Source organism: Actinoplanes sp. NPDC051346 (genome assembly GCF_040682215.1).
GTDB lineage: Bacteria > Actinomycetota > Actinomycetes > Mycobacteriales > Micromonosporaceae > Actinoplanes.
In genome coordinates, this window is record NZ_JBFBAJ010000020.1 from 44,849 (window position 1) to 69,351 (window position 24,503).

Here is a 24,503-nt window from a genome sequence, read left to right on the forward strand (position 1 = left end):
GATCAGGCCTCGTCCAGGGCCGCGGTGAGATCGGCCAGCAGGTCGGCCGCGTCCTCGATGCCGCAGGAGAGCCGGACGAATCCCGGCGCGGTGTCGTCGCCCCACTGCGCCCGCCGGTCGGCCGTGGTGTGCAGCCCGCCGAACGACGTCGCGGCGAAGACCAGCGCCGAGGCGGCGAGGAACCGGGCCACCCGCTCCGCGCTGCCCAGGTCGAACGAGACGATGCCGGGGACGCGACGCATCTGCTCCCTCGCGATCGCGTACGACGCGTCGGTGGCCAGGCCCGGCCAGCGCAACCCGGTCACGTCGGCGCGCCCGGCGAGCAGGCCGGCCACCGCGGCCGCGTTGGCGCTCTGCCGGGCCAGCCGCAGGTCCAGCGTGGCCAGCGAGCGGTGGGCCAGCCAGCAGTCGAAGGCGCCGGGGATGCCGCCGGTCTGCGCCCGCCACGTCGTGGCCCGGGCGAGCAGCTCGTCGTCGCGGGTCGCCAGGTAGCCGAGCAGCAGGTCGGAGTGGCCGGTCAGCGCCTTGGTGCCGGAGGCGACCACCACGTCGGCGCCGAGCTCGAGCGGGCGTTGCCCCAGCGGCGTCGCGGTGGTGTTGTCCACCGCGACGAGCGTCCCCGCCGCGTGCGCGGCCACCGAGACCGCGCGCAGGTCGCAGACGTCCAGCCCCGGGTTGGCCGGGGTCTCCAGCAACACCAGGCGCACCCCCTCGAAGGACGGGTACGGCCCGGCTGTCGGCGCCAGAACCGTGTCGACGCCCAGCTCCCGCAGGGTGCCCTCGGCGAACGCGCGGACGGTGAAGTAGCCGTCGGCGGGCAGCATGACCGTGTCGCCGGGACGCAGCACCGACAGCAGGAGCGCGGTGATGGCGGCCTGGCCGCTGGCGAACGCCCGGACCGCGCCGCCCTCCAGCTCCCCGATCGCCGCCTCCAGCGAGCGCCGGGTCGGGTTGTCGGGGCGGCCGTAGCCGTCCTCCCCCGGCCCCTCGACCGGATCCAGGTGGTAGGGCGCCGCGAACACCGGGCCGGGCAGGAACGGCCGCCCCGGCACGGGCGCGGGCAGGCCGGCGTGCACCACCCGCGTGCCGTCACCGGTCATTCCGAGCCTCATGGGAATGCCCTCCTGGCCCTCACCGTCACGGCCGTCGGACCGTCCCGGCAGGCGTGGCTCGGTGCAGTCGGTCATTCCGAGCCTCATGGGAATGCCCTCCTGGCCCTCACCGTCACGGCCGTCGGACCGTCCCGGCAGGCGTGGCTCGGTGCAGTCCGTCATTCCGGCTTCATCTCACGGCCCATCAGCAGCTTCACCGCCACACGCGGGTCGACACCCTCGTGGCAGACCCGCTCCACCTGTTCGGTGATCGGCATCTCGACGCCGTGGGCCCGGGCCAGGTCCCGGATCGCCAGGCAGCTCTTCACGCCCTCCGCGGTCTGCTTGGTCGAGGCCTGCGCCGCCTCCAGCGACTCGCCGCGGCCCAGGTGCTCGCCGAACGTCCGGTTGCGCGACAGCGGCGACGAGCAGGTCGCCACCAGGTCGCCCAGCCCGGCCAGCCCGGCGAAGGTCATCGGGTCCGCGCCCAGCGCGACGCCCAGCCGGGCCGTTTCGGCCAGTCCGCGGGTGATCAGCGAGGCCTTCGTGTTGTCGCCCATGCCCATAGCCGTCGCCATGCCGTAAGCGAGCGCGATGACGTTCTTGACCGCGCCGCCGAGCTCGCACCCGATGACATCGTCGCTGGTGTACGGCCGGATGTAGGGCAGCGCGAGTGCCTGCTGCACCAGCTGCGTCCGCGCCGGATCGGTGCCGGCCACGACGGTGGCGGCGGGCTGCTCGGCGGCGATCTCCGGGGCCAGGTTGGGGCCGGAGACCACCACGACCCGGCCGGGCAGCACGCCCGCGGTCTCGATGATGACCTGGCTCATCCGCTTGGTCGTGCCGAGCTCGATGCCCTTCATCAGCGACACCAGCGTGGCGTCGGCCGGCAGGTGCCCGGCCCAGTCGGCGAGGTTGCCGCGCAGGGTCTGCGACGGCACCGCCAGGAAGACGAACTCGGCCCCCGCGACGGCGGCGGCGAGGTCGCTGGTGGCGTCGATCCGATCGGGCAGCTTGACGCCGGGCAGCGCACTCTCGTTGACGCCGTGCTCGCGGATGGCGGCGGCGACCGTCTCCCGGCGCGCCCAGATGGTGACGTCGGACCCCGCGTCGGCCAGGATCTTGGCGACCGCCGTGCCCCAGGCACCGGCGCCCAGCACCGCTGACCGGCTCATGCCGACGTCTCCGAGGTCGGGCCCCGGCGGGAAGGCGCCTCGAAGAGCCCCGCGGGTGGCGGCTCGTCGCGCAGCTCGGCGAGCAGGTCGCGGCTGGCGAGCTGGATCGTCTCGGTCATCTGCTCCAGCACCGTCCGGGTCGGCGCCTCACCCTGCCAGCGGCTCAGGTCGACCGGCTTACCGGCGATGACACTGACCTTCCGGCGCGGCCTCAGCGAGATCTTCTTGGTCCGTACGTCGTGCACCTGCTGCGACCCCCAGGTGGCCATGGGAATGACCGGAGCGCCGGTGAGCAGCGCGAGCCGGGCCGCGCCGGTCTTGCCGCGCATCGGCCACAGCTGCGGGTCGCGGGTCGTCGTGCCCTCCGGATAGATCACCACCGCACCGCCCTGCTCGATGGCGGCGACGAGCGTGTCCAGCGACTTCACCGCCTCCACACTGCCGCGTTCCACCGGAATCTGCCCGGTCTTGCGCAGCATGAAGCCCACGAACGGCACCTTCCAGACGCTGGCCTTGCCCAGGAAACGGGGCCACCGACCGGCCGCGTAGATGTAGTGGGCCACGAGCAGCGGCTCGAACTGCGACATGTGGTTCGGCGTGATGATAATGCCACCGGAGGGCAGATTCTCCATGCCGTACCAGCGTCGCTTCGTCCAGAACCACATGGTCGGCACCACCAGCCCGACCGCTAGCCGCCGCCAGAACCCCAGCCTGCGCTGCGCCACGGTAACTCCTCCATCCCCACACCCTGGGACGAAATCATGCCTGCTCGCGGTCGTCGGAGCCAGCTCGGGTCATATCGAAGCGAGCCGGGAGCGTGGGCGGCGAGCGGGCGGGCACGGCGATGGCAGGATTGTCGGCGTGTCAGCAGCGGACTGGACGGCGGTTGTTCCCGTCAAGCGCCTCAGCGCGGCCAAGAGCCGGCTGCGTGGTGCCGTCCCCGCCGCGTGGCACGAGGAGCTGGCGCTGGCCATGGTCCGCGACACCGTCACGGCGATCGCCGGGTGTGAGCAGGTCGGCGACGTGGTCGTCGTGACGGACGATCCGGCGGTGGCCGCCGCCGTGGCCGCCCTCGGCGCCCGGGTGGTGGGCGACGTCGGCGGCGGGCTGAACGAGGCTTTCCGCTTCGGCACCGAGGTGGTCGTGGGTACCCACCGCCGACGGGTGGCCCTCGCCGGCGACCTGCCGGCGCTGCGCCCGGACGAGCTCGGCGCCGCGCTGCTGGCCGCCGGCGACACCCGCGGCTTCGTCGTGGACGCCGCCGGCTCGGGAACGGTGCTGCTGACCGTGGGACGGGGCGGCGCCCTGGATCCCCGGTTCGGCACCGGCTCGGCGGCCGCGCACGCCGGCTCGGGCGCCACGGCACTGGCCGGCGACTGGCCGGGGCTGCGGCAGGACGTGGACACTGCGGCGGATCTGCGGACGGTCCTGGAGCTGGGCGCCGGCGACCACACCTGCGCGCTGCTGCACGATCTCGGACTCTCAGGGTGCGGCTCTTCCCGTGTGCCGGCGGGACCGCCCCGGTAGCGTGCAACCTATGCAGGGAACGGTTGCGACCTTCGATCCCCAGACCCACACGGGCACGTTGCTGCTCGACGACGGCAGCGAGCTGACCTTCCCCGCCGAAGCGTTCCACGCCTCCGGCCTGCGCTTGCTGCGCCTGGGCCAGCGGGTCGGCGTCGAGGCGGCGCCGGACGGCCAGGTGACCAGGGTCCACCTTCCCGGAATCTCCTGAGCTTTGTTCATTTCCCGTACACCGGCGGACGGGCAATGATGGGGTGATGGCCACCCCGCCCCGGACGCCCCGCGCCGCCATGCCCGCGAGCAGCGCACGGCGGCGCGGCGCGGACGGGCGGTTCCTGGGATCGACCGCGACCGAGCCCTCGACCACCGGAACGACCACGACCAGACCGACCGCTATCGAGCCGACGGAGCCTGCCGTGACGACCGCCGCACCGCACCCCGACGACACCGCCGTGGAGCGCGACGAACTGCCCGACGACCGTTTCCTCAACCGCGAGCTGTCCTGGCTCGACTTCAACGCCCGCGTCCTGGCCCTCGGCGAGGATCCGGGGACGCCCCTGCTCGAACGGGCCAAGTTCCTGGCGATCTTCGCGAGCAACCTCGACGAGTTCTACATGGTCCGGGTGGCCGGCCTGAAGCGACGGCTCAAGGCGGGCCTTCCGATGCGCGGCGGGGACCGCAGCTCGCTGCGCAACCAGCTGGAGATGATCACCGAACGGGCCGCCGACCTGGTGACCCGGCACGCCGCCTGCTTCGCCGAGGAGGTCAGGCCGAAGCTGCAGGCCGAGGGCATCGAACTGGTGAGCTGGGCGGAGCTCGACGCGCCGGAGCGCGAACGGCTGCGCACCTTCTTCCGCGAGAAGGTCTTCCCGGTGCTCACGCCGCTCGCCGTGGACCCCGCGCACCCGTTCCCCTACATCTCGAGCCGCTCGCTCAACCTCGCCGTGGTGCTGCGCGATCCGGTCGACAGCAGCGGCGAACTGTTCGCGCGCATCAAGGTGCCCAACAACGTGCCGCGTTTCGTGACGGTGCAGAACGACAGCCGGGGTGTGCGCTTCCTGCCCGTCGAGGAGCTCATCGCCGTCCACCTGGATCAGCTCTTCTCCGGCATGCAGATTCTGGAGTGGCATCTGTTCCGGGTGACCCGCAACGCGGAGGTGGAGGTCGACGAGGACCGCGACGAGGACCTGCTGCAGGCCCTCGAGCGGGAGCTGGCCCAGCGGCGCTTCGGCCCGCCCGTACGCCTGGAGGTGGCCGCCTCCATCAGCGACCACGTCCTGGACCTGCTCGCCCGGGAACTCGACATGGACGACGACGACGTGCTGCGGGTGCCCGGCCTGCTGGACCTCGCGTCGCTGTGGCAGGTCTACGGCGAGGCCGACCGCGACGACCTCAAGGACCGCCCGTTCGTGCCGGCGACGCACCCGCACCTGGCCGACGGCGAGGTGCCGCGCAGCGTCTTCAACCGGCTGCGGGAGTGCGACATCCTGGTGCACCACCCCTACCACTCGTTCTCCACGAGCGTGCAGCGCTTCATCGAGCAGGCCGCCGCGGACCCCGACGTGCTGGCCATCAAGCAGACGCTCTACCGCACCAGCGGGGACTCGCCGATCGTCGACGCGCTGGTCGACGCGGCCGCCGCGGGCAAGCAGGTGGTGGTGCTGGTCGAGGTCAAGGCCCGCTTCGACGAGGTCGCCAACATCGGCTGGGCCCGCACCCTGGAACGGGCCGGCTGCCACGTGGTCTACGGCCTCGTCGGCCTCAAGACGCACTGCAAGACCGCCCTCGTCGTGCGCCAGGAGGGCAACCAGATCCGCCGCTACTGCCACATCGGCACGGGCAACTACCACCCCAAGACCGCCCGACTGTACGAGGACTTCGGCATGCTCACCGCCGATCCGGAGATCGGCGCGGACGTCACCGACCTGTTCAACGTGCTGACCGGTTACAGCCGCCAGACCGCGTTCCGCCGGCTGCTGGTCGCGCCCCACGGCGTCCGCAGGGGCCTGATCGAGCGGATCGGCGAGCAGGCCAGGATCGCCCGCGAGGGCGGCGAGGCGCTGGTGCAGTTCAAGGTGAACTCGCTCGTGGACGAGGAGACCTGCGACGCCCTCTACCGGGCCTCACAGGACGGCGTGCGGGTCGACCTGGTGATCCGCGGCATGTGCGCCCTGCGGCCTGGCGTACCGGGGCTGTCGGACAACATTCGGGTCCGCTCGATCGTCGGCCGTTTTCTGGAACACTCCCGGGTGTTCCGGTTCGGCGCCGGAGACGAGGCCGAATACTGGATCGGATCGGCGGACCTCATGCACCGCAACCTCGACCGCCGGGTCGAGGCGCTGGTGCGGGTCACCCTGCCGTCCGCACAGCAGGACCTGCGCAATGTGCTGGAATTGGCCATGAGCGACGAGAGCGAGGGCTGGGACCTGACGGGCGACGGCACCTGGCACCGGCGGTCCTCGAACCCGTCGCAGCCGCACAGCCATCTGCAGGAGGCGCTGCTGCGTCGGATCATCGGCAAGGCGGCCTGACGTCCGTGGAGCCCATTGTTCGCGCCGCCGGCGGAGTGTTGTGGCGTCCGGCCGGCGACGGGATCGAGATCTGCCTGGTGCACCGCCCGTACCTGAAGGATTGGAGCCTGCCCAAGGGCAAGCTGGACGGATCCGAGCACTCGCTCGTCGCGGCGGTGCGCGAGGTGTGGGAGGAGACCGGCGTCCGCGCCGAACCGCAACTGCGGCTGCCCGAGGTCGCTTACACGATGCCGGGCGGCGTACGAAAGACGGTGGATTTCTGGTTGATGCGGGCCGGCGACGGACCGGCCGCGAGTCCGCAGGATCCGACCGAGGTCGACACGGTGCTGTGGCTGGCGCCGCGCGAGGCCGTGGCCCGGCTGAGCTATCCGGACGACCGCCGCCTCGTCGAGCACGTCCTGACCCTGCCGCCGGTGACCGGGCTGACGCTGCTGATCCGGCACGCCCACGCGGGCAGGCGCAAGGATTTCGCCGGCAACGACGCGCTGCGCCCGGTCGACGACCGGGGCCGGGCCGAGGCGGAGACGGTCAGCGCCGCCGCGGCCCTGTTCGCCCCCCGGCAACTGGTCTCGGCCACGCCGCTGCGGTGCCGGCAGACGCTTGAGCCCCTGGCCACCCGGCTGGGTCTGCCGATCGTGACGGACGCGGCCTTCGCCGAGCCCGCCGATCTCGACGAGATCCCGGCGCGGGTGAAGGCCGCCGCGGCCCGGCTGGTCGAGATGCGCGACGGGCGTCGCACGGCGATCTGCAGTCAGGGCAAAGTCATCCCGGGCCTGTTGGCGCTGCTCGCCGGCGCGGACGACCCCACGCCCTACAAGACGCCCAAGGGCGACGGCTGGGTGCTCACCTGGTCGGGCGACCGGCTCGTGGCGCTGAGCCGGATCTGACCCTCCCGCCGGCGGGACGGCGCGGCAGGGGCGGCGGCAGCGGGTCCGCGCGCCAGAAACCGATCAGATCGCCGGTGAGCCACCGGGCCCGCCACAGCTCGTCCTCGCGCGGTTCCCAGTCGCGCAACGGCAGCAGCGCGATGCGCCAGGCCAGCAGGCTGGTGAGATACCAGCCGTAGATCGGCAGGAGCCCGAGCACGGCGTCGCGACGCCGGTACGAACCGTACGGCGCCAGCAGGAACACGGCCACGCCGGACGACGCGCAGGTGACGAGCCAGTCGAGCAGCCCCCAGCCGGTCCAGCGTTCGGCGGCGTCGCCCAGGGCCCAGCCGGGCAGCACCGCCGCGGCGAAAACGGCGGCGGCGATCAGCGACCGGCTCACCAGACCACGCGGCCGGAGCGGATCCCGCGGCTCCCCGGAGTCCTGCGGTGCGGTTGCGGGGCGAGCGGTTCTGCGGTCCATGCAGCGGACCGTAGGCTCAGCGGCCGCTGTGGCGCCGGAACACGCGAAAGGCGTCCACCGGACGGGTGGACGCCTTTCGTCTCGTCAGCGTGCCGCTGAGCGGTTGCGTCAGCGGGTCTTGCGTGCCGGCGTGGTGCGCGCCGTGACCTTGGTGGCCGGAGTGGCCTTGGCAGCCGCCGTGGTCTTGCGGGCAGCCGTCTTCTTGGCCGGAGCCGCCTTGGTGGCGGCCGCCGTCTTGGTCGCGGTCTTCTTCGCCGGCGTCGTCTTGGCGGCCGTGGTCTTCTTGGCCGCCGCCGTCTTGGTGGCGGCCGCCTTGACCGGAGCAGCCTTGGTGGCGGTCTTCTTCGCCGCCGTCGACCTGGCCGCGGTGGCCTTGGTGGCGGTCGACTTGGCCGCGGTGGCCTTCGTCGCCGTCGCCTTGGCCGCCGTGGTCTTCTTGGCCGCCGCCGTCTTGGTGGCGGCCGCCTTCGTGGCGGTGGCCTTGGTGGCGGTCTTCTTCGCCGCCGTCGCCTTGGTAGCAGCCGCCTTCGTGGCGGTGGCCTTGGTGGCGGTCGCCTTGGCCGCGGTGGCCTTGGTGGCGGTCGCCTTCGTCGCTGTGGCCTTCGTGGCCGCCGTCTTCTTCGCGGCTGCCGCCTTGGCAACCTTGCCGCTGGCGACCATCTCCCGGAAACCCGTGCCGGGCTTGAAGGCGGGGACGGAGGTCTTCTTCACCTTGACTGGTTCGCCGGTGCGCGGATTCCTAGCGGTGCGCGCGTTTCGCGCCCGCTTCTCGAAGACACCGAAACCGGTGATGGCAACACGGTCGCCCTTGGTGACGGCGGTCTGCACCTCGCTGATCACCGCGTCCAGCGCCGCTGTCGCCGTCTTCCGGTCCCCCAGTCGGGCGGCGAGCGCCTCGATGAGCTCGGCCTTGTTCACGGTTTTCCTCCCGAACGTGAGAACTGATGTTTGTTCACGACTACCTTGAGCTGCTCCCTGTGCGAGTCACACACCGGGGTCGCCATCGTCGCGTACAAGCATCACTGGCCCAATGCGAGCCATTCTGCGCGCACCGTATGCCCTCTGACCAGCAGACACAAACATTGGCCGGAAAAAAAACCGTTGTGTCGCAACGAATTCGCCCCCACCGAACGGCCGGTGGGGGCGAAAAAGCCTGTACTGCCAGGGTTTTTCGGCCTCAGACGACGACCGGCTTGAAGGAGGGACGATTCTGCTCGTACGAGGTAATCCCACTCTCGTGGCGCAGGGTCAGTCCGATGTCGTCGAGGCCCTCCATGAGGCGCCAGCGACTGAAGTCGTCGATCGGGAAGCTCCAGACGGCATCGTCCACCCGTACCTGACGCTCCGCGAGGTCCACGGTGATCCGCTTCTCCGGTTCGCTGTCGGCCATGTCCCAGAGCGCCTCGACGGCCTTCTGATCGAGCTGCACCGGCAGCAGACCCTCCTTGAGGGCGTTGCCGCGGAAGATGTCGCCGAAGCGGGCCGCGACAACGACCTTGAAACCCCAGTCGCGCAGGGCCCAGACGGCGTGCTGGCGCGAGGAACCGGTGCCGAAGTTGGGGCCGGCCACCAGGATCGAGGCGCCGGCGTGCGCCGGGTTGTTCACGACGAACGACGGGTCGTCGCGCCAGGCGCTGAAGAGCCCGTCCTCGAAACCGGTCCGGGTGACCCGCTTCAGGTAGACGGCGGGGATGATCTGGTCGGTGTCCACATCGGAGCGACGCAGAGGCATGACCTTGCCGGTGTGGGTGGTGAACTTGTCCATGACGGTTTCTCCCGGCTCAGAGGTCGGCGGGGGCGGCCAGCCGGCCCACCACGGCGGTGGCGGCGGCGACCTCCGGCGAGACGAGATGGGTGCGCCCACCCCGACCCTGCCGGCCCTCGAAGTTGCGGTTGGACGTGGAAGCGGCGCGCTGCCCGGGGCTGAGCGTGTCCGGGTTCATGCCCAGACACATGGAACAGCCGGCGAATCGCCACTCGGCGCCGGCGTCGAGGAAGATCTTGTCCAAACCCTCCTGCTCGGCCGCCTCGCGCACCTGGTACGACCCCGGCACGATCATCATCCGGACGCCCTCGTGCACCTTGCGTCCACGGATCACGTCGGCGGCGGCGCGCAGATCTTCGAGGCGCCCGTTGGTGCAGGAACCCACGAAGACCACATCGACCGGCACCTCCTTGAGCGGAGTTCCGGCCTCCAGGCCCATGTATTCCAGGGCACGGCGGGCGGCGTTGCGCTCCACCTCTTCGACGAACTCCTCCGGATCCGGCACGGCACCGTCCAACGCGGCGCCCTGCCCCGGGTTGGTGCCCCAGGTGACAAAGGGACTGAGAACGGAGGCGTCCAGGATCACCTCGGTGTCGAACTCGGCCCCGTCGTCGGTGCCGAGCGACTTCCAGTAGGCGACCGCGTCCTCCCAGTCGGCACCCGTGGGTGCGTGCTCTCGGCCTTTCAGATAGGCGAAAGTGGTCTCGTCCGGCGCGATCATGCCGGCCTTGGCGCCCCACTCGATCGACATGTTGCAGATGGTCATCCGGCCCTCCATGGAGAGCTTGCGGATGGCCTCGCCGCGGTATTCGACGATGTGGCCGTTGCCGCCGCCGGTGCCGACCTGGGCGATGAGCGCGAGGATGAGGTCCTTGGCGGTGACGCCGGGGCGCAGGTCGCCGACGACGGTGACCGCCATCGTCTTCGGCTTCGACTGCGGAAGCGTCTGCGTCGCCAGCACGTGCTCGACCTCGCTGGTGCCGATGCCGAAGGCCAGGGCCCCGAAAGCGCCATGGGTCGCGGTGTGCGAGTCGCCGCAGACGATGGTCGTGCCCGGCTGAGTGAGACCGAGCTGCGGGCCGATCACGTGCACGATGCCCTGCTGCTCGTGGCCGAGCGAGCGGATCTGCACGCCGAACTCGGCGCAGTTCTTGCGCAGCGTCTCGATCTGCGTCCGCGAGGTCGTGTCGGCGATCGTGAGCAGGTCGCCGCGGCGGGTGTTGAAGGACGGGTCCGCGTACCCCGTTGGAGTGTTGTGGTCCTCGGTCGCGAGTGTGAGATCGGTGCGACGCACCCGGCGACCCGCGAGACGCAGGCCGTCGAAGGCCTGCGGGCTGGTCACCTCGTGCAGCAGGTGAAGGTCGATGTAGAGCAGATCAGGCTCACCCTCGGCAGCACGCACAACGTGGTCGTCCCAGACCTTCTCGGCCAGGGTCCTCGGCTTCGGAGTGACTCCCACCATCTGGACATCCTAAATTCTGGGAGGTATGTTTCGGCTTGTGGGACACAGTATGAGCGGTGTCGGCGTTCTCGACAAGGCAGTGGTCATCCTCGCGGCCTGTGTCGACGGCGCCAGCCTGGCCGAACTCGTCGAGCGCACGAAGCTTCCCCGGGCGACCGCGCACCGGCTCGCCCAAGCCCTGGAGATCCACCGGATGCTGGTCCGGGACACCCAGGGACGCTGGCGACCCGGACCGCGCCTGGGCGAACTGGCGAACGCGGCGCCCGACGTGCTGCTGACCGCGGCCGAGCCGTTGCTCTCAGCGCTGCGCGACGCGACGGGCGAGAGCGCGCAGCTCTATCTGCGCCGCGCAGACGAACGCATCTGCGTGGCGGCGGCGGAGCGGGCGAGCGGCCTGCGCGACACGGTGCCGGTCGGCTCGGTGCTGCCGATGGTGGCCGGGTCCGCGGCGCAGATCCTGCTCGCCTGGGAGCCCCCGGAGGCGGTCATGCCGCTGCTGCCGCGCTGCAAGTTCACCGGTCGCACCCTGGCCGAGGTCCGCCGCCGCGGCTGGGCGCAGAGCGTGGCCGAGCGCGAGCCCGGTGTGGCCAGCGTCTCGGCGCCGATCCGAGACAGGACCGGACGGGTGATCGCCGCGATCTCGATCAGCGGGCCGATCGAGCGCCTCGGCCGCCGGCCCGGCGAACGGCACGCGATGGCCGTGGTCCGCGCGGGCCAACGCCTCAGCGGCCTGTAGCGCGCGTTTCAGGGAGTCCACACCGCGTTGTCGTGAGCGAAGACGACCCGGGCCGGATCGAACTCCAGGAGCCGGGCCACCCAGCCCGGCGCGGCGGGCAGCGGTGGTTCCACGCCGTCGGCATGCGCCTTCCCAGCCAGCACGTCGCCGGTGAACGCGGTCGCGTGATCGTGGCTCTGCCCCGCGACCACCACGGTGCCGTCCCGGCGGCGCACGACCACCGAATGGTGCCCGGCGGTGTGCCCCGGAGTGGGAACGATCACCACCCCGGGCAGGATCTCCCCCTCGCCGTCCAGCTCGACGTAACGGGCTCCGGGCGAGTCGATCAGGTCAGGCAGGGTGTGGCCCTCGACCGTACGCGCCAGCCCCAGTTCCGTCCGCTGCGCATAGATCGGCCGGTCGGGCAGCTCCGGGTTGCCGCCACAGTGGTCGAAGTGGAGATGGCAGTTGACGATGTGCCGTACGTCATCAGGCCGGCGTCCCACGGCGGCGAGCGCCTCCACCAGCGGGATCCGTCGGGGCCGGTAGTGGGATTCGACAAAGGGATGCGAACCCATGCCGGTGTCGACGAGCAGCGCACCGGCGGGATGGTCGATCAGATAGCCGAGGCAGGGCTCGACCCGCGGCGAGCCGGTGCCGGTCTCGGAGGCGGGTCGGACGAAATAGCCGAAGTTGACGCGGCGCACCTGAAGATCGGTCACACTGACAGTGTTCCGCGTCTAACAGCGGGAAGAGCACGCTCAAAGCGAAACGGCCCGTGTCCACAGACACGAGCCGTTTGATGCTGTAGTCCCGAAGGGATTCGAACCCTCGCTACCGCCTTGAGAGGGCGGCGTCCTAGGCCGCTAGACGACGGGACCAGGTCTTGCCTTGTTGCTCTTGCTCAAATCTTCCCGCTCCAGCAACGGTGCCGAACTCTATCAGAAGTCCAGCGCCGCCGATCTCGCGGGGAGATCGTTGCGCTGGGGTACCAGGACTCGAACCTAGACTAACTGAACCAGAATCAGTCGGGCTGCCAATTACCCCATACCCCATCGGTACGGCTCGCCGTACCGAGTAGGAACTCTACCCGAGGCCGTGGTGCCCACCAAATCGGGCCGGCATTTCGCGTTTCGGTGACGCCACGGCTACGCGTCGGAGAGGTCCGCGGTCGAACTCCAACCCCGCAGCCGGAGCCGGTCGAACCCATCCAGGAGAAGGTCCAACGCGAACTCGAACTCGAACTGGTCGTCACAGCCCAGCCCGACGACGGACCCTTCGTCGTGGTCCGTTCTCAACGCGATCGCCACAATGTGGGGATACCTGGCGGACATCTGGCGGAGAGCGGCCGCCTGCACGTGCGGCTCCATGCTCGGGGCCTCGAACAGCTCCTGGGTGAACCCGAACATGCGGCTACCCAGGGCGTGCATCACGTGATGGGTGAGGTCGACGGAGAAGCCGCCGTCCCGGAACATCCCGATCATCGAATCCTGGTAGTCCAGCACGGCCGGCGTCGGCGTGGTGCGCGTCTCGAGCACGCGCGAAGCCCACGGATGGCGCAGGAGCGCTCGTCGCGCCGAGAGGATCCGCTGCCGGACGGCGGCCTTCCAGTCGACGCCGGGATCCGGCGGGCCGATCTCGCCGACGATGACGTCGACCATGCCGTCGAGGAGTTCTTCCTTGTTGGCGACGTGCTTGTAGAGCGCCATCGGCACGACGCCGAGGTCCTGCGAGAGCTTGCGCATGCTGAGTGAGTCGATCCCGGCGTCGTCGGCGAGCGCCACGGCGGCGCTGAGCACCCGGGCCCGACTCAGCGGGGCGCGGCGGGGGGTCCCCGTCTGGTGAGCCATCGATCCACCTTCCACTGCGACAGCCGCCGGCCGAGTTCTCCGCTTGACAGGCGTACAGCGTACACCTATGGTCATCGACCTCAGGTGTACGCCGTACACCTGAGGTGACGAGAGAGAGTCGACATGAGCTCAACGAGGACGACCGCGGTGGTCACCGGCGTGCTGTTCCTGATCACGGAGATCGCCGCGATAGCCGGGCTGGCGCTGTACCAGCCGGTCCTGAACGACGCGAACTACATCACCGGCGCCGGCGCCGACAGCCGCGTGCTGATGGGCGGGCTGTCCGAGCTGATCCTCATCGCCGCGGTCATCGGCACGGGGGTCGCGCTCTATCCCGTCGTGAAGAGGCAGAACCACAGTCTGGCCCTCGGCTACGTCTGCGCGCGCCTTCTCGAAGCCGCCATCATCGCCGTCGGCACCATCAGCGTTCTCTCGGTCGTGACGTTGCGACAGGACCTCGCGGGAGCCGCCTCCACAGACGACTCCACACTGGTCACCGTCGGCAAGTCGCTCCTCGCCATCCACGAGTGGACGTTCCTGCTCGGCCCCAACTTCGTGCTGGGCGCCAACAGCCTGCTGCTCGCCTGCCTGATGTACCGCTCCCGGCTCGTCCCGCGGGGCATCGCCGTGCTGGGACTCGTCGGCGGCCCGCTGATCGTCACATCGGCCACGGCGGTGATGTTCGGCCTCTACGACCAGCTCTCCGCGTGGGGTTCGATCGCCGCGCTCCCCGTCTTCGCGTGGGAGGTCAGCCTCGCCGTGTACCTGATCCTCAAGGGGTTCAAGCCATCTGGTGTCACAGCACCCGGCACCCGGTGAGCAGCCCGTGGCCGCCCACCGCGGGGCGGCCACGGAGCGGGGACTAGTCCAGTGCGACGACCGGGTTGCGCAGCTCCCCGATGCCCTGCACGCTCACCGACACCGTGTCGCCGGCGACGAGCGGACCCACCCCGGCGGGCGTGCCGGTGAGGATCACATCACCGGGCAGCAGGGTCATGACGTGGGACACGTACGAGACCAGCGCCGGCACGTCGAAGACCATGTCCTTGGTGCGGCCGAGCTGGCGTACCTCCATCTCCTCGGGGTTGGTGCCCACCTCGCACCGAACCTCCAGGTCGCTCACGTCCAGCTCGGTCTCGATCCACGGACCCAACGGGCAGAAGGAGTCAAAACCCTTGGCCCGGGTCCACTGGGGGTCGCTGCGCTGCAGGTCACGCGCCGTGACGTCGTTGCCGACGGTGTAGCCGAAGATGGCCTTCTCGGCGCCGGCGCGGTCCACCCGGCGGGCACCGCTGGCACCGATCACGACGGCCAGCTCGCCCTCGTGCTCGACCTGCCGGGTGACCGACGGGATCCGGATCGCGTCGTTGGGGCCGATCACCGAGGTCGACGGCTTGATGAAGATCAGCGGCTCCTTGGGCACCTCGTTGCCCATCTCGGCCGCGTGGTCGGCGTAGTTGCGCCCGACGCCGATCACCTTGCTGGAGAAGATCGGGGCCAGCAGCCGAACGTCGGCGATCGCCCAGCGCTGCCCGGTGAAGCGGACGTTCTGGAACGGGATGCTGTCGATCTCGGCGATCGTCAGGCCCCGGGCGCCCGGCTGCGCCTCACCCTCGACGACGCCGAAGGACACGCCACCGGCATGAACAAAACGAGCGAAACGCACGGATAACCCCATCCATCGAAAGCTTGCACGCAGCACCGAGGCTACGCCCCGCCTCCGGGGGCAAACCCCCGCGCGTCGGACCTGGCTCACACCCGGCGACGCCGAGGCTCGATCCGACTGGACTTGCTGGATACGCTGGTGTGATGGGGATCAGCGAGAGCCACGCGCTGACCACCGTGCTGCCCAGCATCAGCTGGATTCCCCTGTCCCGGGCACACGCCGAACGCGCCGACGAGATGACGGCCGGCCACCGCGCCCGCCGGGCCGCCGGCGAAAAGCACGCCATAGAGGATTTCCTCTACGACTACTACGGCACCCGCCCGGCTCAGCTCCGCCGCTGGCACCCCGGCGTCGGCACCGGCCTCGCCCCCGCGCCCGACGGCCTCCCCGAGCAGGCCACCTGGAAGTTCTACACCACCCGCCCCGACGGCGTGGTCACGCTGGACGTCGAGGCCTACATGCAGGCCCGAGGCGAAAGCGTCCGCTACATCCACGGCCTGCTCACCGCGACGGCGTCCCGCCCGGCGTTCTCCGGCTGCTTCGGCCTGCACGAGTGGGCCATGGTCTACCGCCAGCCGGAACACCGCCACTCCCTGCCGCTGCGCCTCGGCCAGGCCGAGACCGACCGCGTGGTGGAGGAACACCCGATCCGCTGCACCCACTTCGACGCGTTCCGCTTCTTCACCCCCGAAGCGGTCGGCCTCAACCGCCTCCAACCGACCCGCGCCACCCAGGTCGACTTCGACCAGCCCGGCTGCCTGCACGCCGCGATGGACTGCCACAAGTGGGCAAGCAAACTCGGCCCCGCCGTTCCCGGCGCGCTCGCCCTGGACTGCTTCGCCCTGGCCGGCGACATCCGCCTGCTCGACATGCAGGCCAGCCCCTACGACCTCAGTTCCTACGGCCAACCCCCGGTGAAGATCGAAACCCCGGAGGGCAAGGCCGAATACGTCACCCGCCAGCGAGAGTTCGCCCGCCGCGCGGCGGGGCTCCGCGCCCGCCTTATCCGCGTCTGCGACGAACTGCTCGGCCCGGCGCTCGCGGCCGAAAACCGCGAGGCCGTAGCACCCCACAACATCTGATTCCGTACGCCCGACGAGGCACCCCAACCGCACCACCGGCCCGCCGCCCTCAGGGCAAGACCACCCGTTTTCCTCCTCAAGTGCCGCAAGAGTCACCACACGCCGACTGAACGAGCCACCCCTACGACCGGCGATGCGATGGATGCGGAGCACGAGCACCGGAATCATCACAGGGTGCATGGGGTGACTTTGATCCGGTTCGCGTTCTTCGCGTCGGCCGGGCTGCAGACAACGGCGCTCTTCCTCGATCGCCGCCTGGTGCCCTACTGTGGCACCTTCGCGATGGCCGCCCTGCTCGCGATGGCCCTGTCCAGCCCGAATCCGGCAGGCGTACGCCGATGGACCCGCCACGCCGCCATCGCCGGCCTGTCACTGCTCACCCTGATCGCCCTCCTCTCGGGCTCGCGCACGGTGTCCTCCAGGTCGGCGACGAGGACCTCTACGCCGACGGATACGGCTGGCCCACCGAATTCGCCGCGGGCGACGGCGGCGCCGCCATGATCGAGCCAACGCTGTTGACCATGGCCGCGGCGGCGCTGGCGGCCGCCGTTTTGGGCCGAGCCGACCGCCTGCTCACGTGGCGGCACGTCCCCGCCGGCCTCCTCGCCCTCTTTCTCCTCCTGCGGATCGGCTACCAGGCGCTGCAACCGCCGCTATCCGAATGGGAGGCGCCGCCGGACGTCCGGGTCCGCTTCATGGCGCTGATCCCGATCGCCCTGGTCCTCGCCGCCCTCGGGCTGGCGATGAACGCCGGGCTGGCATCGCGCGGCAGGCTGCGTTCGGCCGGTGCCGGCCTGGCCGTGGTCATGGCCTTGACGCTGTTCAGCCTGACCGAGGTCGCGAACAACGAGATGCTCAAACCACGCTTCGACGCCGCCGCGCAGCATGAGTGGGAGACCACGATCCATGTCCCTCGGCTCCAACTCACGGACGTGACCTACGTTGCTCCTGGGACCCCCAACCTCTTCCATAGCCTCCCACCGAAGCCTGTCCGGGACACAAGCATCGATGCCGTGGCGGCGCCCCCATCGGGATTAACCAGTCCCTGGGAAGGCACCATCGACTGGCAGCGCTCCCGCCCGGCACTGGTGGCCGCCCTCATCCTCGCCGGCCTGGCCGCGCTGGTCACCTCGTTGTTCCGAGTCGGCCGAGACCACTGTCCCCTTAATTGAGGTCAGCCTTCCGGCTCGTCGGCGTGGCACCGCGGACCCGGCGACTGCCAGCTCACCGGGTCCGTACTCGGTCTCCCGCTATGTGCGGTAACGATCACCTGGGTCGCCTCGGCCGTGCCCCGGACACGGTTGACGACGGCGTCGCAAATCCGCAACCGGTCGGCCTTTGTTGTGCGCTCGGCCCACGCACCGACCTGCACCTCGGTGCCGTTCCACGACCACGACACCACATCGGCCGCGTCAATATCCGATTTGAGAACGCCCTCGAGCATCTTTCGATGAGCCACCTCGAGGTGCGAAGCCTCAACACCCGGACCACCAACACTCGACGGGCGCGGTCGCCCCGACGTATCAGCGCGATCCGAGGTACAGGCACCGAGAGATGTCCCGCAGCGACTCCACCCACCGCCACCGTGACCACCTGCGATCGGCTTGTCATGAACTCATTCTGAGCTGACTCCGAGAACTTCGTTGATCGCGGCGCCGCCCTCCCCGTTGAGACGTCAGTATTTTCCGCGCCTCTCGTATCAAGCCACGGGCCGCGGCTGGTCGGTCCACCCGGGGAAGCGCTCGTACAGATCGGGCGGCGGCCCGCCTGTCTCGTCTGCCCAGTCGTCGATCGCCTCGATCAGGTATGAGCCGAGCAGGACCGACAGGCCGTGCGGAACGTCTTGGTACTGCTCGCCCAGCTCCACTTTGGCGACGGCGCAGGGCCATGGCACGCCACAGGCCTTGCAGTCCCACGTGGGCCGCTCACCCTGATGCTCCGTACGAGGAACTAACACAATCCACCCCGTCCCGCTCGGCGTTCCTGCGCCGGAGTGAGCGCGCCCGCGCGGCCAACTTGGCGCAGCGGCACCGTCGGATCTGCCCATCGCGGCAATCCAGGCGCGGGGTCGCTGACAGAGGTCCGAGCACGACACACCTCGCGCCGCCGGCCTACTTCCAAACGCGCCTCGATGCACGGCCAGGGCAGGCCGCAAACGCAACGCGACCGACTCATGGATTGCCACCACTTGCGTGGACGTCTCGCGTGCATAGTGGCTCCTATTCGTCAACCCCTGTCAGTCAATGGGTTAGACGCTAGGTAGGGCCAATGTAAGCGGTCCACGATGTTGCGAAAGGTTGCGTCAGGCCAACTCCCGCGCAACGCGAGTGATGAGTTCTCTTGCTGGCTTTCCGTACCTGGCGACGCCGTGCAAGTTGTCGAACATCCGCAGATACAGCTCAACCTCGCTCGGCCGGGTGACCTCGATGCTGGCGGTCGGAGTTTCCAAAGACACCAGGGAGTCGTCATAGATCCAGAACCCCGCTGACGGCACGGCGCCCCGTTCGGTCATCAGCGGGATCACGCCGAGGGCGACGCTAGGCAGCGACATCAACGTCAGCAGGCGGTCGAGCTGGTTAGCCTGGGTCTCCGCGTCGCCGAACCAAGTCCTCAACGCCTGCTCTTCCAGGATCACGGCGAACCTCTTGCCACGCTGGTAGAGCGCCTTCTGGCGCTCCATCCGCACGGCGACAGCTTCTTCCAGGTCGTTCGGAGCATCGAGAAATCCGGTCCAGAAGGAGATCATGGCCGCGCAGTAGTCAGGGGTCTGAAACAAACCCGGTATTACGTTGTGCTCGTAGATTCGCCAATGGGTCGTCCGCTGGTACAACTCCACCGTGTTGGCGCCGACGACTCGCTTCATGCCGTCCCGAGCCGCCCTCCGGTGCTCGAGGTAAGCAGAGTCCAGAACCCGCAGCGTTGCCAGCAGATCAGAGACCTCAGCCTCGGCACCGCACGCCTGACACCACTCTCGGATGTCGGCGGCGGTCGGCCGTTGGACGCCGCTCTCCAGCTTGCTGACCCGGGTGTAGTGCTGCCCGGTGGCAGCGGCGAGTGCCCGCCCCGTGAGGCCGGCTTCTTTCCGGATCTCCCGTAGGCGGGCACCCAGCGCCTGAAGCGCGGCCTTGGCGGAGCTACCCGGGTTTGTAGTCACGGTGAGGCGTCGAGATCTTCCACACCGCCTCGAAAGCGGACCGACAAAGGTGCAGGTCTCGCCGAGCGCTTCGCGTCGGTGACCACGAAACCCTGAACCAGCCAGCTACCCCGGTCCGTCCGGTACAACGTGGGTGAGTTGGTCGGGTTGGAGTTCGGGTCCTTCGCGACGAAAGTCAGGCGCACGGCCAGCTCCCTGTCTCGGGGTTGCCAGGTGTTGCGCGCCATTTCATCGTGGTCGCCCTCTCGCTGGCGGTCAAGGTAGAACCGAACCCGATGGAGAGCGTCGTCGATCGTGCCGGGGTGAGGTTGGGGCTTGCTGATGCGCCTGCACGCCCGTCAGCTCAGGTCGACGGGCGTGGGCAGCCCCGGTCAGGCTGCGGCAGAGGTGTGGGGTAGTCGGACGATGATGCTGGTGCCTCCGTCTGGGATGTCGTCGAGGGTGACGGTGCCGTGGTGGGCTTCGGCGATGGCGCGCACGATGCTCAGGCCGAGTCCGTTGCCGGCGACCGCGCTGTGGCGGGCGTTGGAGGCGCGGTAGAAGCGGTCGAAGAGGTGGGGGTGTTCGCCGGGCGGTACGCCGATGCCGGTGTCGGTGATGGTGATGGCCACCGCGTGTTCGTCGTATGTGAGTGTGAGGGTGGTGTTGCCGCCGTCGGGGCTGTATTTGACGGCGTTGGACAGCAGGTTGTCCATGAGCTGCCGCAGGCGTTGCGGGTCACCGGTGGTGACGAGCCGCTCGGGGAGGTCGGCGGTCACGGTGACGCCGTTGGCGTCGGCGGGGGCCTGGACCCGGTGGAGGGCCTGGCCGGCGATGACGGAGAGGTCGATCTGGCGGAGGCTGACGCTCAGGTGCCCGGATTCCAGGCCGGCGAGGTCGAGCAGGTCGTCGACGATGGCGCGCAGGGTGTCGGTGGCGCGGGCGATCGCTTCGTGCAGCCGGCGGGTGTCGTCGGTGTGGGGCTCGTCGTCGGTCAGCAGCATGTCGATGTAGGACGAGATGACGGTCAGCGGGGTGCGCATCTCGTGCCCGACCAGCGACAGGAAGTCGTCCTTGCCGCGGGTGACCTCCTGGGCGAGTTGGGCGCTGCGCCGGCTGGCGAGGAACTGTCCGAGTTGCTCGCCGATCCCAGCGAGCAGCGTCGTCAGTGACGTCCGGTCGTGTTCGGGGCTGGCGGCGAAACAGGTCAGGACGCCGACGACGTGACCGTCCGCGGAGATGGGGGCGGCCATCATGGTGTGCAGGCCGGCTTCGGCGCACATTCGCACCCACGGCGCGGTGGCCGCACCGTTCAGATAGGGAGTGTCGGCCATGTTGGGGATCCACAGGGGTTGGGCGGTGGCCCAGGCGGTGCCGCTGACACCGACGCCCTTGTCGACCGGCCGGCTGAGGAACTCGCCGAAGGCGGCGCCCAGGGTGCTGTGGTGGCCGGCCAGGCGCACGGCGTCGGTCAGCTCGTCGTGCAGCCAGAGCTCGATGTGGGGCCAGCCCAGCGCGACGGCCACGGCCCGGGTGATGTCATCGGCGGAGCTGTCCACGTCGCCGGTGTAGGCCAGGGCGGTGGCCACCGCGAGCTGGCAGTCGCGGAACCGTTCGACGCGGCGTCGTTCGGTGATGTCGCGACAGGCGCTGACGGCTCCGGCCTGGGTGTCGTCGGCGGTGATGATCGGTTGGGCGTTGGTGAGCATGGTCCGGACCGGTTCGCCGGGAACGGCGATCAGAATTTCGTGGTCGCGGACGTGCTCACCGTCCAGTGCGCGCATCAGCGGCGCCTGTTCCCAGGGCAGGGATGTGCCGTCGGGACGGAACAGGTGCCCGGGGGCGACGGCGAGCAGCGCCGCCAATGGGGCGTTCTCGGGCAGGCCGTGCAGGCGGCGCATGGCCCGATTGGCGACCTGGAGACGGCCGTGGGAATCCATCGCGGCGACCGGTGCGGTGAGGCTGTCCAGCAGGGCCGTAAGGAAGCCGCGTTGGCGGCCGGCGTCGCGTTCGGCGTGTGACTGGCGGGTGAGGTCGGTGAGGAACACACCGATGAGGGGCCCGTAGCGCCCGCGCAGCGTCGACGCGACGGCGCGGGCCGGGATTTGGTGGCCGTCGCGGTGGCGGATCGGGATTCGCCCGGTCCATCCGCTCTGCGGGCCGGTCGAGGCGATCAGGTCGGGCAGGCTTCGGTGGAAGCTGTCGTGGTCGGCGTCACGCAGCAGCAGTTCGGCTGCCCGGCGGCCGTTGACCTCGGTGGCGGACCAGCCCAGCAGGCGCTGCGCGGCCGGGTTCCAGCCGCGTACGCGTCCATCGACGTCGATGGCGACAAAGGCTTCCTGCACGCCGTCGAGGACCGCGGCGGCGTCCAGCCCGGCCATCGCGTCCGCGTTGGTGTAGACCCCGTCTGGCGGTAGGCCGGCGAGCAGGGTGGAGATCTCCACCAGCAGCTCCAGTTGCTCACCCGTCCAGGCTCGGGGCACCACGTCGACGACCAGCAGCGAGCCGACGGTGCGGTCGGCGGCGTCGCGCAGCGGGACCCCGGCGAACGCCCGCGCGTCGTACTCCATCGCCAGGGCATGTGAGCGCAGGTCGGGGTCGGCGCTCATGTCGTCCACACTCACCGGATGATCGGCGCTCACGATGTACTTGCACACCGAGTACGCCACGGGCACCGGCTCCCCGGTGGTGAACACCTGCGGCAGGCCGAAGGAGCCGACGAAGTGCTCCTCCACGACGTCCGTCACCGCCACGATTGCCATTGGCGCACCGGTCACCCGGGCCGCAAGCCGGGCAATGGCATCCAGCGGCATCGCGAGCCCCGGCAGCAACCGCCGTGCCCGCCTCGCCGCCGCGAGTCGTTGCGGCTGTTCCAGGATCGATGTATCCACTTTCGGCATGCCAACCACCCACCCGGTACGGCAGGGACCTGACCGGTCCCTGAGCCTCAAACATCGAAGGACGGATGCACCGAGGTCTAGGGCAGCATTCGCTCTACCATGGTCCCCGCATCCCAGGGCCCATGAGGTTGAATCCGGCATAACCCCCCAGTCGGGGCGGCCCACCGGCGAAGCCGTTCCCGTCAGGAGCGACGGAGCCGGGCGTCGCTACATCTTTGCCCGATCTTGTATGGCTTGGTTCTGCGCCCGGGTGGGGACACGACTCGGCGGTCGTAAGGGAGTGGGCGTGCTGTATCAGGTCGGCGTTCTGCAGCGGTTTGGTCATGTAGTCGTCCGCGCCGGCTTGCAGGGCGGTGGCGGCGTCGGGGTACAGCGCCGCGGACAGTAACAAGATCGGGGTGTCGGCGGTGCGCGGGTCGGCGCGCAGCGCCCGGCAGGTGGCCGGCCCGTCGTCCTCGGGCAGGTTGAGCACCACCAGGTCCGGAGGCATGTCGGTGGCGAGGCGTATCACCTCGGCGCTGTCGCCGGCGGTGTGGACCGTGTCGCCGGCGCGCTCGAAGAGCTTCGCGAACAGGGCGCGAAGCTCTGGGACTGATTCACCGAGCAGAACGGTCGGCATCACGGCACACCCCTGGGGGAAGAGTCACGGTCGCTCTTCGTAGGCCCGGGTGGCGAGCCACCTCAAGGGGTGGGATGTCATTGCGCGGGATATATCCACCCTACGCCCATTGGCACCACTTCGTAACCACTTGCGTACGTGGTGGTGGCCCGTGTCAGTCCATCTCTCCGCGCCGGCCCCGTTTGATCTGGGCTCGGCGCTTCTTCTCGCCGATGCGGCGTTCGACCGCCCCCCGGGATGGCTTGGTCGGGCGGCGCTGGCGGGGCGGGGGTGCGATGGCCTCGCCGACTCGCGCCGCGAGACGAGCCTCGGCCGCTTCGCGGTTGCGAAGCTGAGACCGGTGCTCCGACGCGGTGATGGTCAGGACTCCGTCGATCAAGCGGCCGCCGAGCCGCTCCACCGCCCGTTCCTTCAGCGTGGGCGACAGAACGTCGGACGCCAGCAGATTCCACGACAGCTCGACTCGCGAGTCCGTCGTGTTCACGCCCTGACCGCCGGGGCCGCTCGAGCGGGAGAACCGCCACGACAGCTCGGCGGCGGGGATCACCAGCCGCTCGTTCACCAGGACGTCATCAGGCACGCCACAGCATCGCATCACCCGGCGAAACCCGCCATGCAGTTTGATCAAGGCGGGTCAGCGCCCGGGCGGTCAGGAAAACAGGCGGTCAGAAGAAGCGGGCGGTCAGAAGAAGCGGGCGGTCAGAAGAAGCGGGCGGTCAGAAGAAGCGGGCGGTCAGGAAAACAGGCGGTCAGAGAAGCGGGCGGTCAGGAGAAGGCGGTGGAGCCGATGCTGGCGAGCACCACCACGACCATCGCCGTGGCACTGACCCAGCTCAGCGGCTGGGCCAGGAGCAGCCAGCCGGCCAGCGCCGCGACCGCCGGCTCCAGGCTGAGCAGAATGCCGAACGCCCGCTCGGGCAGGCGGCGCAACGCCGACATTTCCAGCGTGTACGGGATCACCGACGCCAGCAACCCGGTGCCGAGCGCGACCAGCAGCAGATGGGGCGACGTCAGTGCCTTCTCCGCGCCGATCGCCCCACCCGGCAGCAGCACCAGCGCGCCGACCGCCATCGCTACCGCGAGCCCGCCCTGGCCCTGGACCGCCGCGCCGGCCCGGCTGCTCGCCAGGATGTAGAGGGCCCAGAACGCCGCCGCGATCAGGACGAGGATCACACCGATCGGGTCCAGGCCGGCGGCGCCGTCGGCGAAGCCGAGCATTGCCACGCCGGCCGCCGCCACGAGGACCCAGCCGATGTCGCGGGCTCGCCGGGACAGGACGGCGGCGAGGGTGAGGGGGCCCAGGAACTCGATGGTGACGGCCGGGCCCAGCGGGATGCGCGCGATGGCCGCATAGAAGAAGCCGTTCATCCCCGCCAGGGAGAGTCCCAGCAGCAGGACGGCGCGCCACTGGTGAGCCTGCCAGGCGCGGACCGCGGGCCGCGCCAGGGCGAGCAGCAACCCGGCGGCGAGGCCGAGTCGCAGCAGCGTCGCGCCCGCGCTGCCGGTCACCGGGAAGAGGCCGGCGGCCAGGGCCGCGCCCACCTGGAGCGAGACGCAGGATCCCAGCACCATGAGTACGGCGGGGCCGGGGCGGGTGGCGAGGGGCGGGGCGGCGATTGTCACCTCCTCACGATCACCAA

At 70.0% G+C, this 24,503-nt stretch carries 27 protein-coding genes and 2 tRNA genes; 9 read left to right on the plus strand and 20 right to left on the minus strand.

What is annotated here, in order from left to right:
• Positions 1-2: 2 nt before the first annotated feature.
• The 3 genes from AB0M36_RS34160 to AB0M36_RS34170 all read right to left on the minus strand — a co-directional run bounded on the left by AB0M36_RS34160 (position 3) and on the right by AB0M36_RS34170 (position 2,991).
• Complete coding sequence (locus AB0M36_RS34160) at positions 3-1,100, minus strand: cystathionine gamma-lyase (protein ID WP_364166408.1); 1,098 nt, start codon at positions 1,098-1,100, stop codon at positions 3-5.
• Between the two features lie 170 nt (positions 1,101-1,270).
• Positions 1,271-2,266 carry an NAD(P)H-dependent glycerol-3-phosphate dehydrogenase gene (locus AB0M36_RS34165; protein ID WP_364166297.1) on the minus strand — a complete coding sequence of 332 codons (996 nt, stop codon included), beginning with the start codon at positions 2,264-2,266 and terminating at the stop codon, positions 1,271-1,273.
• Positions 2,263-2,991: a lysophospholipid acyltransferase family protein gene (locus tag AB0M36_RS34170; RefSeq protein ID WP_364166299.1), complete on the minus strand. Its 729-nt coding sequence runs from the start codon at positions 2,989-2,991 to the stop codon at positions 2,263-2,265. The genes AB0M36_RS34165 and AB0M36_RS34170 overlap by 4 nt, the downstream gene beginning before the upstream one ends.
• A 136-nt stretch (positions 2,992-3,127) precedes the next feature.
• Here AB0M36_RS34170 and cofC point away from each other — a divergent pair, with 136 nt between their 5' ends.
• The 4 genes from cofC to AB0M36_RS34190 are packed head-to-tail and all read left to right on the plus strand — an operon-like array spanning position 3,128 to position 7,208.
• A complete protein-coding gene (cofC, locus tag AB0M36_RS34175; protein WP_364166300.1) occupies positions 3,128-3,793 on the plus strand; it encodes a 2-phospho-L-lactate guanylyltransferase in 666 nt (221 codons plus the stop codon).
• Between the two features lie 10 nt (positions 3,794-3,803).
• Entirely contained in the window at positions 3,804-4,001 is a 198-nt protein-coding gene (locus AB0M36_RS34180) for a cold-shock protein (RefSeq protein WP_364166302.1), read from the plus strand.
• Positions 4,002-4,047: 46 nt separating this feature from the next.
• Positions 4,048-6,321: an RNA degradosome polyphosphate kinase gene (locus AB0M36_RS34185; protein WP_364166304.1), complete on the plus strand. Its 2,274-nt coding sequence runs from the start codon at positions 4,048-4,050 to the stop codon at positions 6,319-6,321.
• A 5-nt stretch (positions 6,322-6,326) separates the two neighbouring features.
• Positions 6,327-7,208 carry an NUDIX hydrolase gene (locus AB0M36_RS34190; RefSeq protein WP_364166306.1) on the plus strand — a complete coding sequence of 294 codons (882 nt, stop codon included), beginning with the start codon at positions 6,327-6,329 and terminating at the stop codon, positions 7,206-7,208.
• Here the strand turns inward: AB0M36_RS34190 and AB0M36_RS34195 are convergent.
• The 4 genes from AB0M36_RS34195 to leuC all read right to left on the minus strand — a co-directional run bounded on the left by AB0M36_RS34195 (position 7,165) and on the right by leuC (position 10,898).
• Complete coding sequence (locus AB0M36_RS34195) at positions 7,165-7,671, minus strand: hypothetical protein (protein WP_364166308.1); 507 nt, start codon at positions 7,669-7,671, stop codon at positions 7,165-7,167. The two genes, AB0M36_RS34190 and AB0M36_RS34195, sit on opposite strands and share 44 nt — an antisense overlap.
• Before the next feature lie 108 nt (positions 7,672-7,779).
• Positions 7,780-8,589, minus strand: a complete 810-nt coding sequence (locus tag AB0M36_RS34200) for an HU family DNA-binding protein (protein WP_364166309.1) — start codon at positions 8,587-8,589, stop codon at positions 7,780-7,782.
• A gap of 259 nt (positions 8,590-8,848) precedes the next feature.
• Positions 8,849-9,436, minus strand: a complete 588-nt coding sequence (leuD, locus tag AB0M36_RS34205) for a 3-isopropylmalate dehydratase small subunit (protein WP_364166311.1) — start codon at positions 9,434-9,436, stop codon at positions 8,849-8,851.
• Between the two features lie 16 nt (positions 9,437-9,452).
• On the minus strand, positions 9,453-10,898 hold the full coding sequence (gene leuC / locus AB0M36_RS34210; protein ID WP_364166312.1) for a 3-isopropylmalate dehydratase large subunit: 1,446 nt from the start codon (positions 10,896-10,898) through the stop codon (positions 9,453-9,455).
• A 49-nt stretch (positions 10,899-10,947) separates the two neighbouring features.
• On the opposite strand from leuC, the gene AB0M36_RS34215 reads away from it, so the two are divergent.
• Positions 10,948-11,634, plus strand: coding sequence for an IclR family transcriptional regulator (locus tag AB0M36_RS34215; protein ID WP_071807642.1), 687 nt, complete (start codon positions 10,948-10,950; stop codon positions 11,632-11,634).
• Positions 11,635-11,642: 8 nt separating this feature from the next.
• Here AB0M36_RS34215 and AB0M36_RS34220 read toward each other — a convergent pair whose 3' ends face one another.
• The 4 genes from AB0M36_RS34220 to AB0M36_RS34235 form a co-directional block, all read right to left on the minus strand.
• Positions 11,643-12,335, minus strand: coding sequence for an N-acyl homoserine lactonase family protein (locus AB0M36_RS34220; RefSeq protein WP_364166313.1), 693 nt, complete (start codon positions 12,333-12,335; stop codon positions 11,643-11,645).
• An 86-nt stretch (positions 12,336-12,421) separates the two neighbouring features.
• Positions 12,422-12,494 (minus strand) — tRNA-Glu (locus AB0M36_RS34225).
• Between the two features lie 102 nt (positions 12,495-12,596).
• A tRNA-Gln gene (locus AB0M36_RS34230) sits at positions 12,597-12,668 on the minus strand.
• 93 nt (positions 12,669-12,761) lie between these two features.
• Positions 12,762-13,463 carry a TetR/AcrR family transcriptional regulator C-terminal domain-containing protein gene (locus AB0M36_RS34235; RefSeq protein ID WP_364166314.1) on the minus strand — a complete coding sequence of 234 codons (702 nt, stop codon included), beginning with the start codon at positions 13,461-13,463 and terminating at the stop codon, positions 12,762-12,764.
• Between the two features lie 123 nt (positions 13,464-13,586).
• Here AB0M36_RS34235 and AB0M36_RS34240 point away from each other — a divergent pair, with 123 nt between their 5' ends.
• A complete protein-coding gene (locus AB0M36_RS34240) occupies positions 13,587-14,282 on the plus strand; it encodes a DUF4386 domain-containing protein (protein ID WP_364166316.1) in 696 nt (231 codons plus the stop codon).
• A 43-nt stretch (positions 14,283-14,325) separates the two neighbouring features.
• Here AB0M36_RS34240 and AB0M36_RS34245 read toward each other — a convergent pair whose 3' ends face one another.
• Positions 14,326-15,129 (minus strand): fumarylacetoacetate hydrolase family protein, encoded by an 804-nt coding sequence (locus AB0M36_RS34245; protein ID WP_364166318.1) that lies wholly within the window; start codon positions 15,127-15,129, stop codon positions 14,326-14,328.
• Between the two features lie 143 nt (positions 15,130-15,272).
• Between AB0M36_RS34245 and AB0M36_RS34250 the strand changes: the two genes are divergently transcribed.
• The 3 genes from AB0M36_RS34250 (at position 15,273) to AB0M36_RS34260 (ending at position 17,383) form a co-directional block, all read left to right on the plus strand.
• Positions 15,273-16,211 (plus strand): 3-methyladenine DNA glycosylase, encoded by a 939-nt coding sequence (locus AB0M36_RS34250; protein ID WP_364166320.1) that lies wholly within the window; start codon positions 15,273-15,275, stop codon positions 16,209-16,211.
• 183 nt (positions 16,212-16,394) lie between these two features.
• Positions 16,395-16,712, plus strand: coding sequence for a hypothetical protein (locus AB0M36_RS34255; protein WP_364166322.1), 318 nt, complete (start codon positions 16,395-16,397; stop codon positions 16,710-16,712).
• Positions 16,713-16,732: 20 nt separating this feature from the next.
• Positions 16,733-17,383, plus strand: a complete 651-nt coding sequence (locus tag AB0M36_RS34260; protein WP_364166324.1) for a hypothetical protein — start codon at positions 16,733-16,735, stop codon at positions 17,381-17,383.
• A gap of 2 nt (positions 17,384-17,385) precedes the next feature.
• Here AB0M36_RS34260 and AB0M36_RS34265 read toward each other — a convergent pair whose 3' ends face one another.
• The 8 genes from AB0M36_RS34265 to AB0M36_RS34300 form a co-directional block, all read right to left on the minus strand.
• Positions 17,386-17,655 carry a hypothetical protein gene (locus tag AB0M36_RS34265; protein WP_364166326.1) on the minus strand — a complete coding sequence of 90 codons (270 nt, stop codon included), beginning with the start codon at positions 17,653-17,655 and terminating at the stop codon, positions 17,386-17,388.
• A gap of 255 nt (positions 17,656-17,910) precedes the next feature.
• Positions 17,911-18,105, minus strand: a complete 195-nt coding sequence (locus AB0M36_RS34270) for a hypothetical protein (protein WP_364166328.1) — start codon at positions 18,103-18,105, stop codon at positions 17,911-17,913.
• A gap of 408 nt (positions 18,106-18,513) precedes the next feature.
• Positions 18,514-19,365, minus strand: a complete 852-nt coding sequence (locus AB0M36_RS34275; RefSeq protein WP_364166330.1) for a helix-turn-helix transcriptional regulator — start codon at positions 19,363-19,365, stop codon at positions 18,514-18,516.
• On the minus strand, positions 19,362-19,592 hold the full coding sequence (locus AB0M36_RS34280) for a hypothetical protein (protein ID WP_364166332.1): 231 nt from the start codon (positions 19,590-19,592) through the stop codon (positions 19,362-19,364). Before AB0M36_RS34280 ends, AB0M36_RS34275 begins: the two co-directional genes overlap by 4 nt.
• Before the next feature lie 144 nt (positions 19,593-19,736).
• The gene (locus tag AB0M36_RS34285; protein ID WP_364166334.1) at positions 19,737-22,244 is read right to left on the minus strand and encodes an ATP-binding protein; all 2,508 of its coding nucleotides are present in this window, start codon (positions 22,242-22,244) and stop codon (positions 19,737-19,739) included.
• 94 nt (positions 22,245-22,338) lie between these two features.
• The gene (locus AB0M36_RS34290; RefSeq protein WP_364166336.1) at positions 22,339-22,863 is read right to left on the minus strand and encodes a response regulator; all 525 of its coding nucleotides are present in this window, start codon (positions 22,861-22,863) and stop codon (positions 22,339-22,341) included.
• 154 nt (positions 22,864-23,017) lie between these two features.
• Positions 23,018-23,443 carry an alternative ribosome rescue aminoacyl-tRNA hydrolase ArfB gene (gene arfB / locus AB0M36_RS34295; protein ID WP_364166338.1) on the minus strand — a complete coding sequence of 142 codons (426 nt, stop codon included), beginning with the start codon at positions 23,441-23,443 and terminating at the stop codon, positions 23,018-23,020.
• Positions 23,444-23,628: 185 nt separating this feature from the next.
• On the minus strand, positions 23,629-24,486 hold the full coding sequence (locus AB0M36_RS34300; RefSeq protein ID WP_364166339.1) for an EamA family transporter: 858 nt from the start codon (positions 24,484-24,486) through the stop codon (positions 23,629-23,631).
• Positions 24,487-24,503 lie beyond the last annotated feature (17 nt).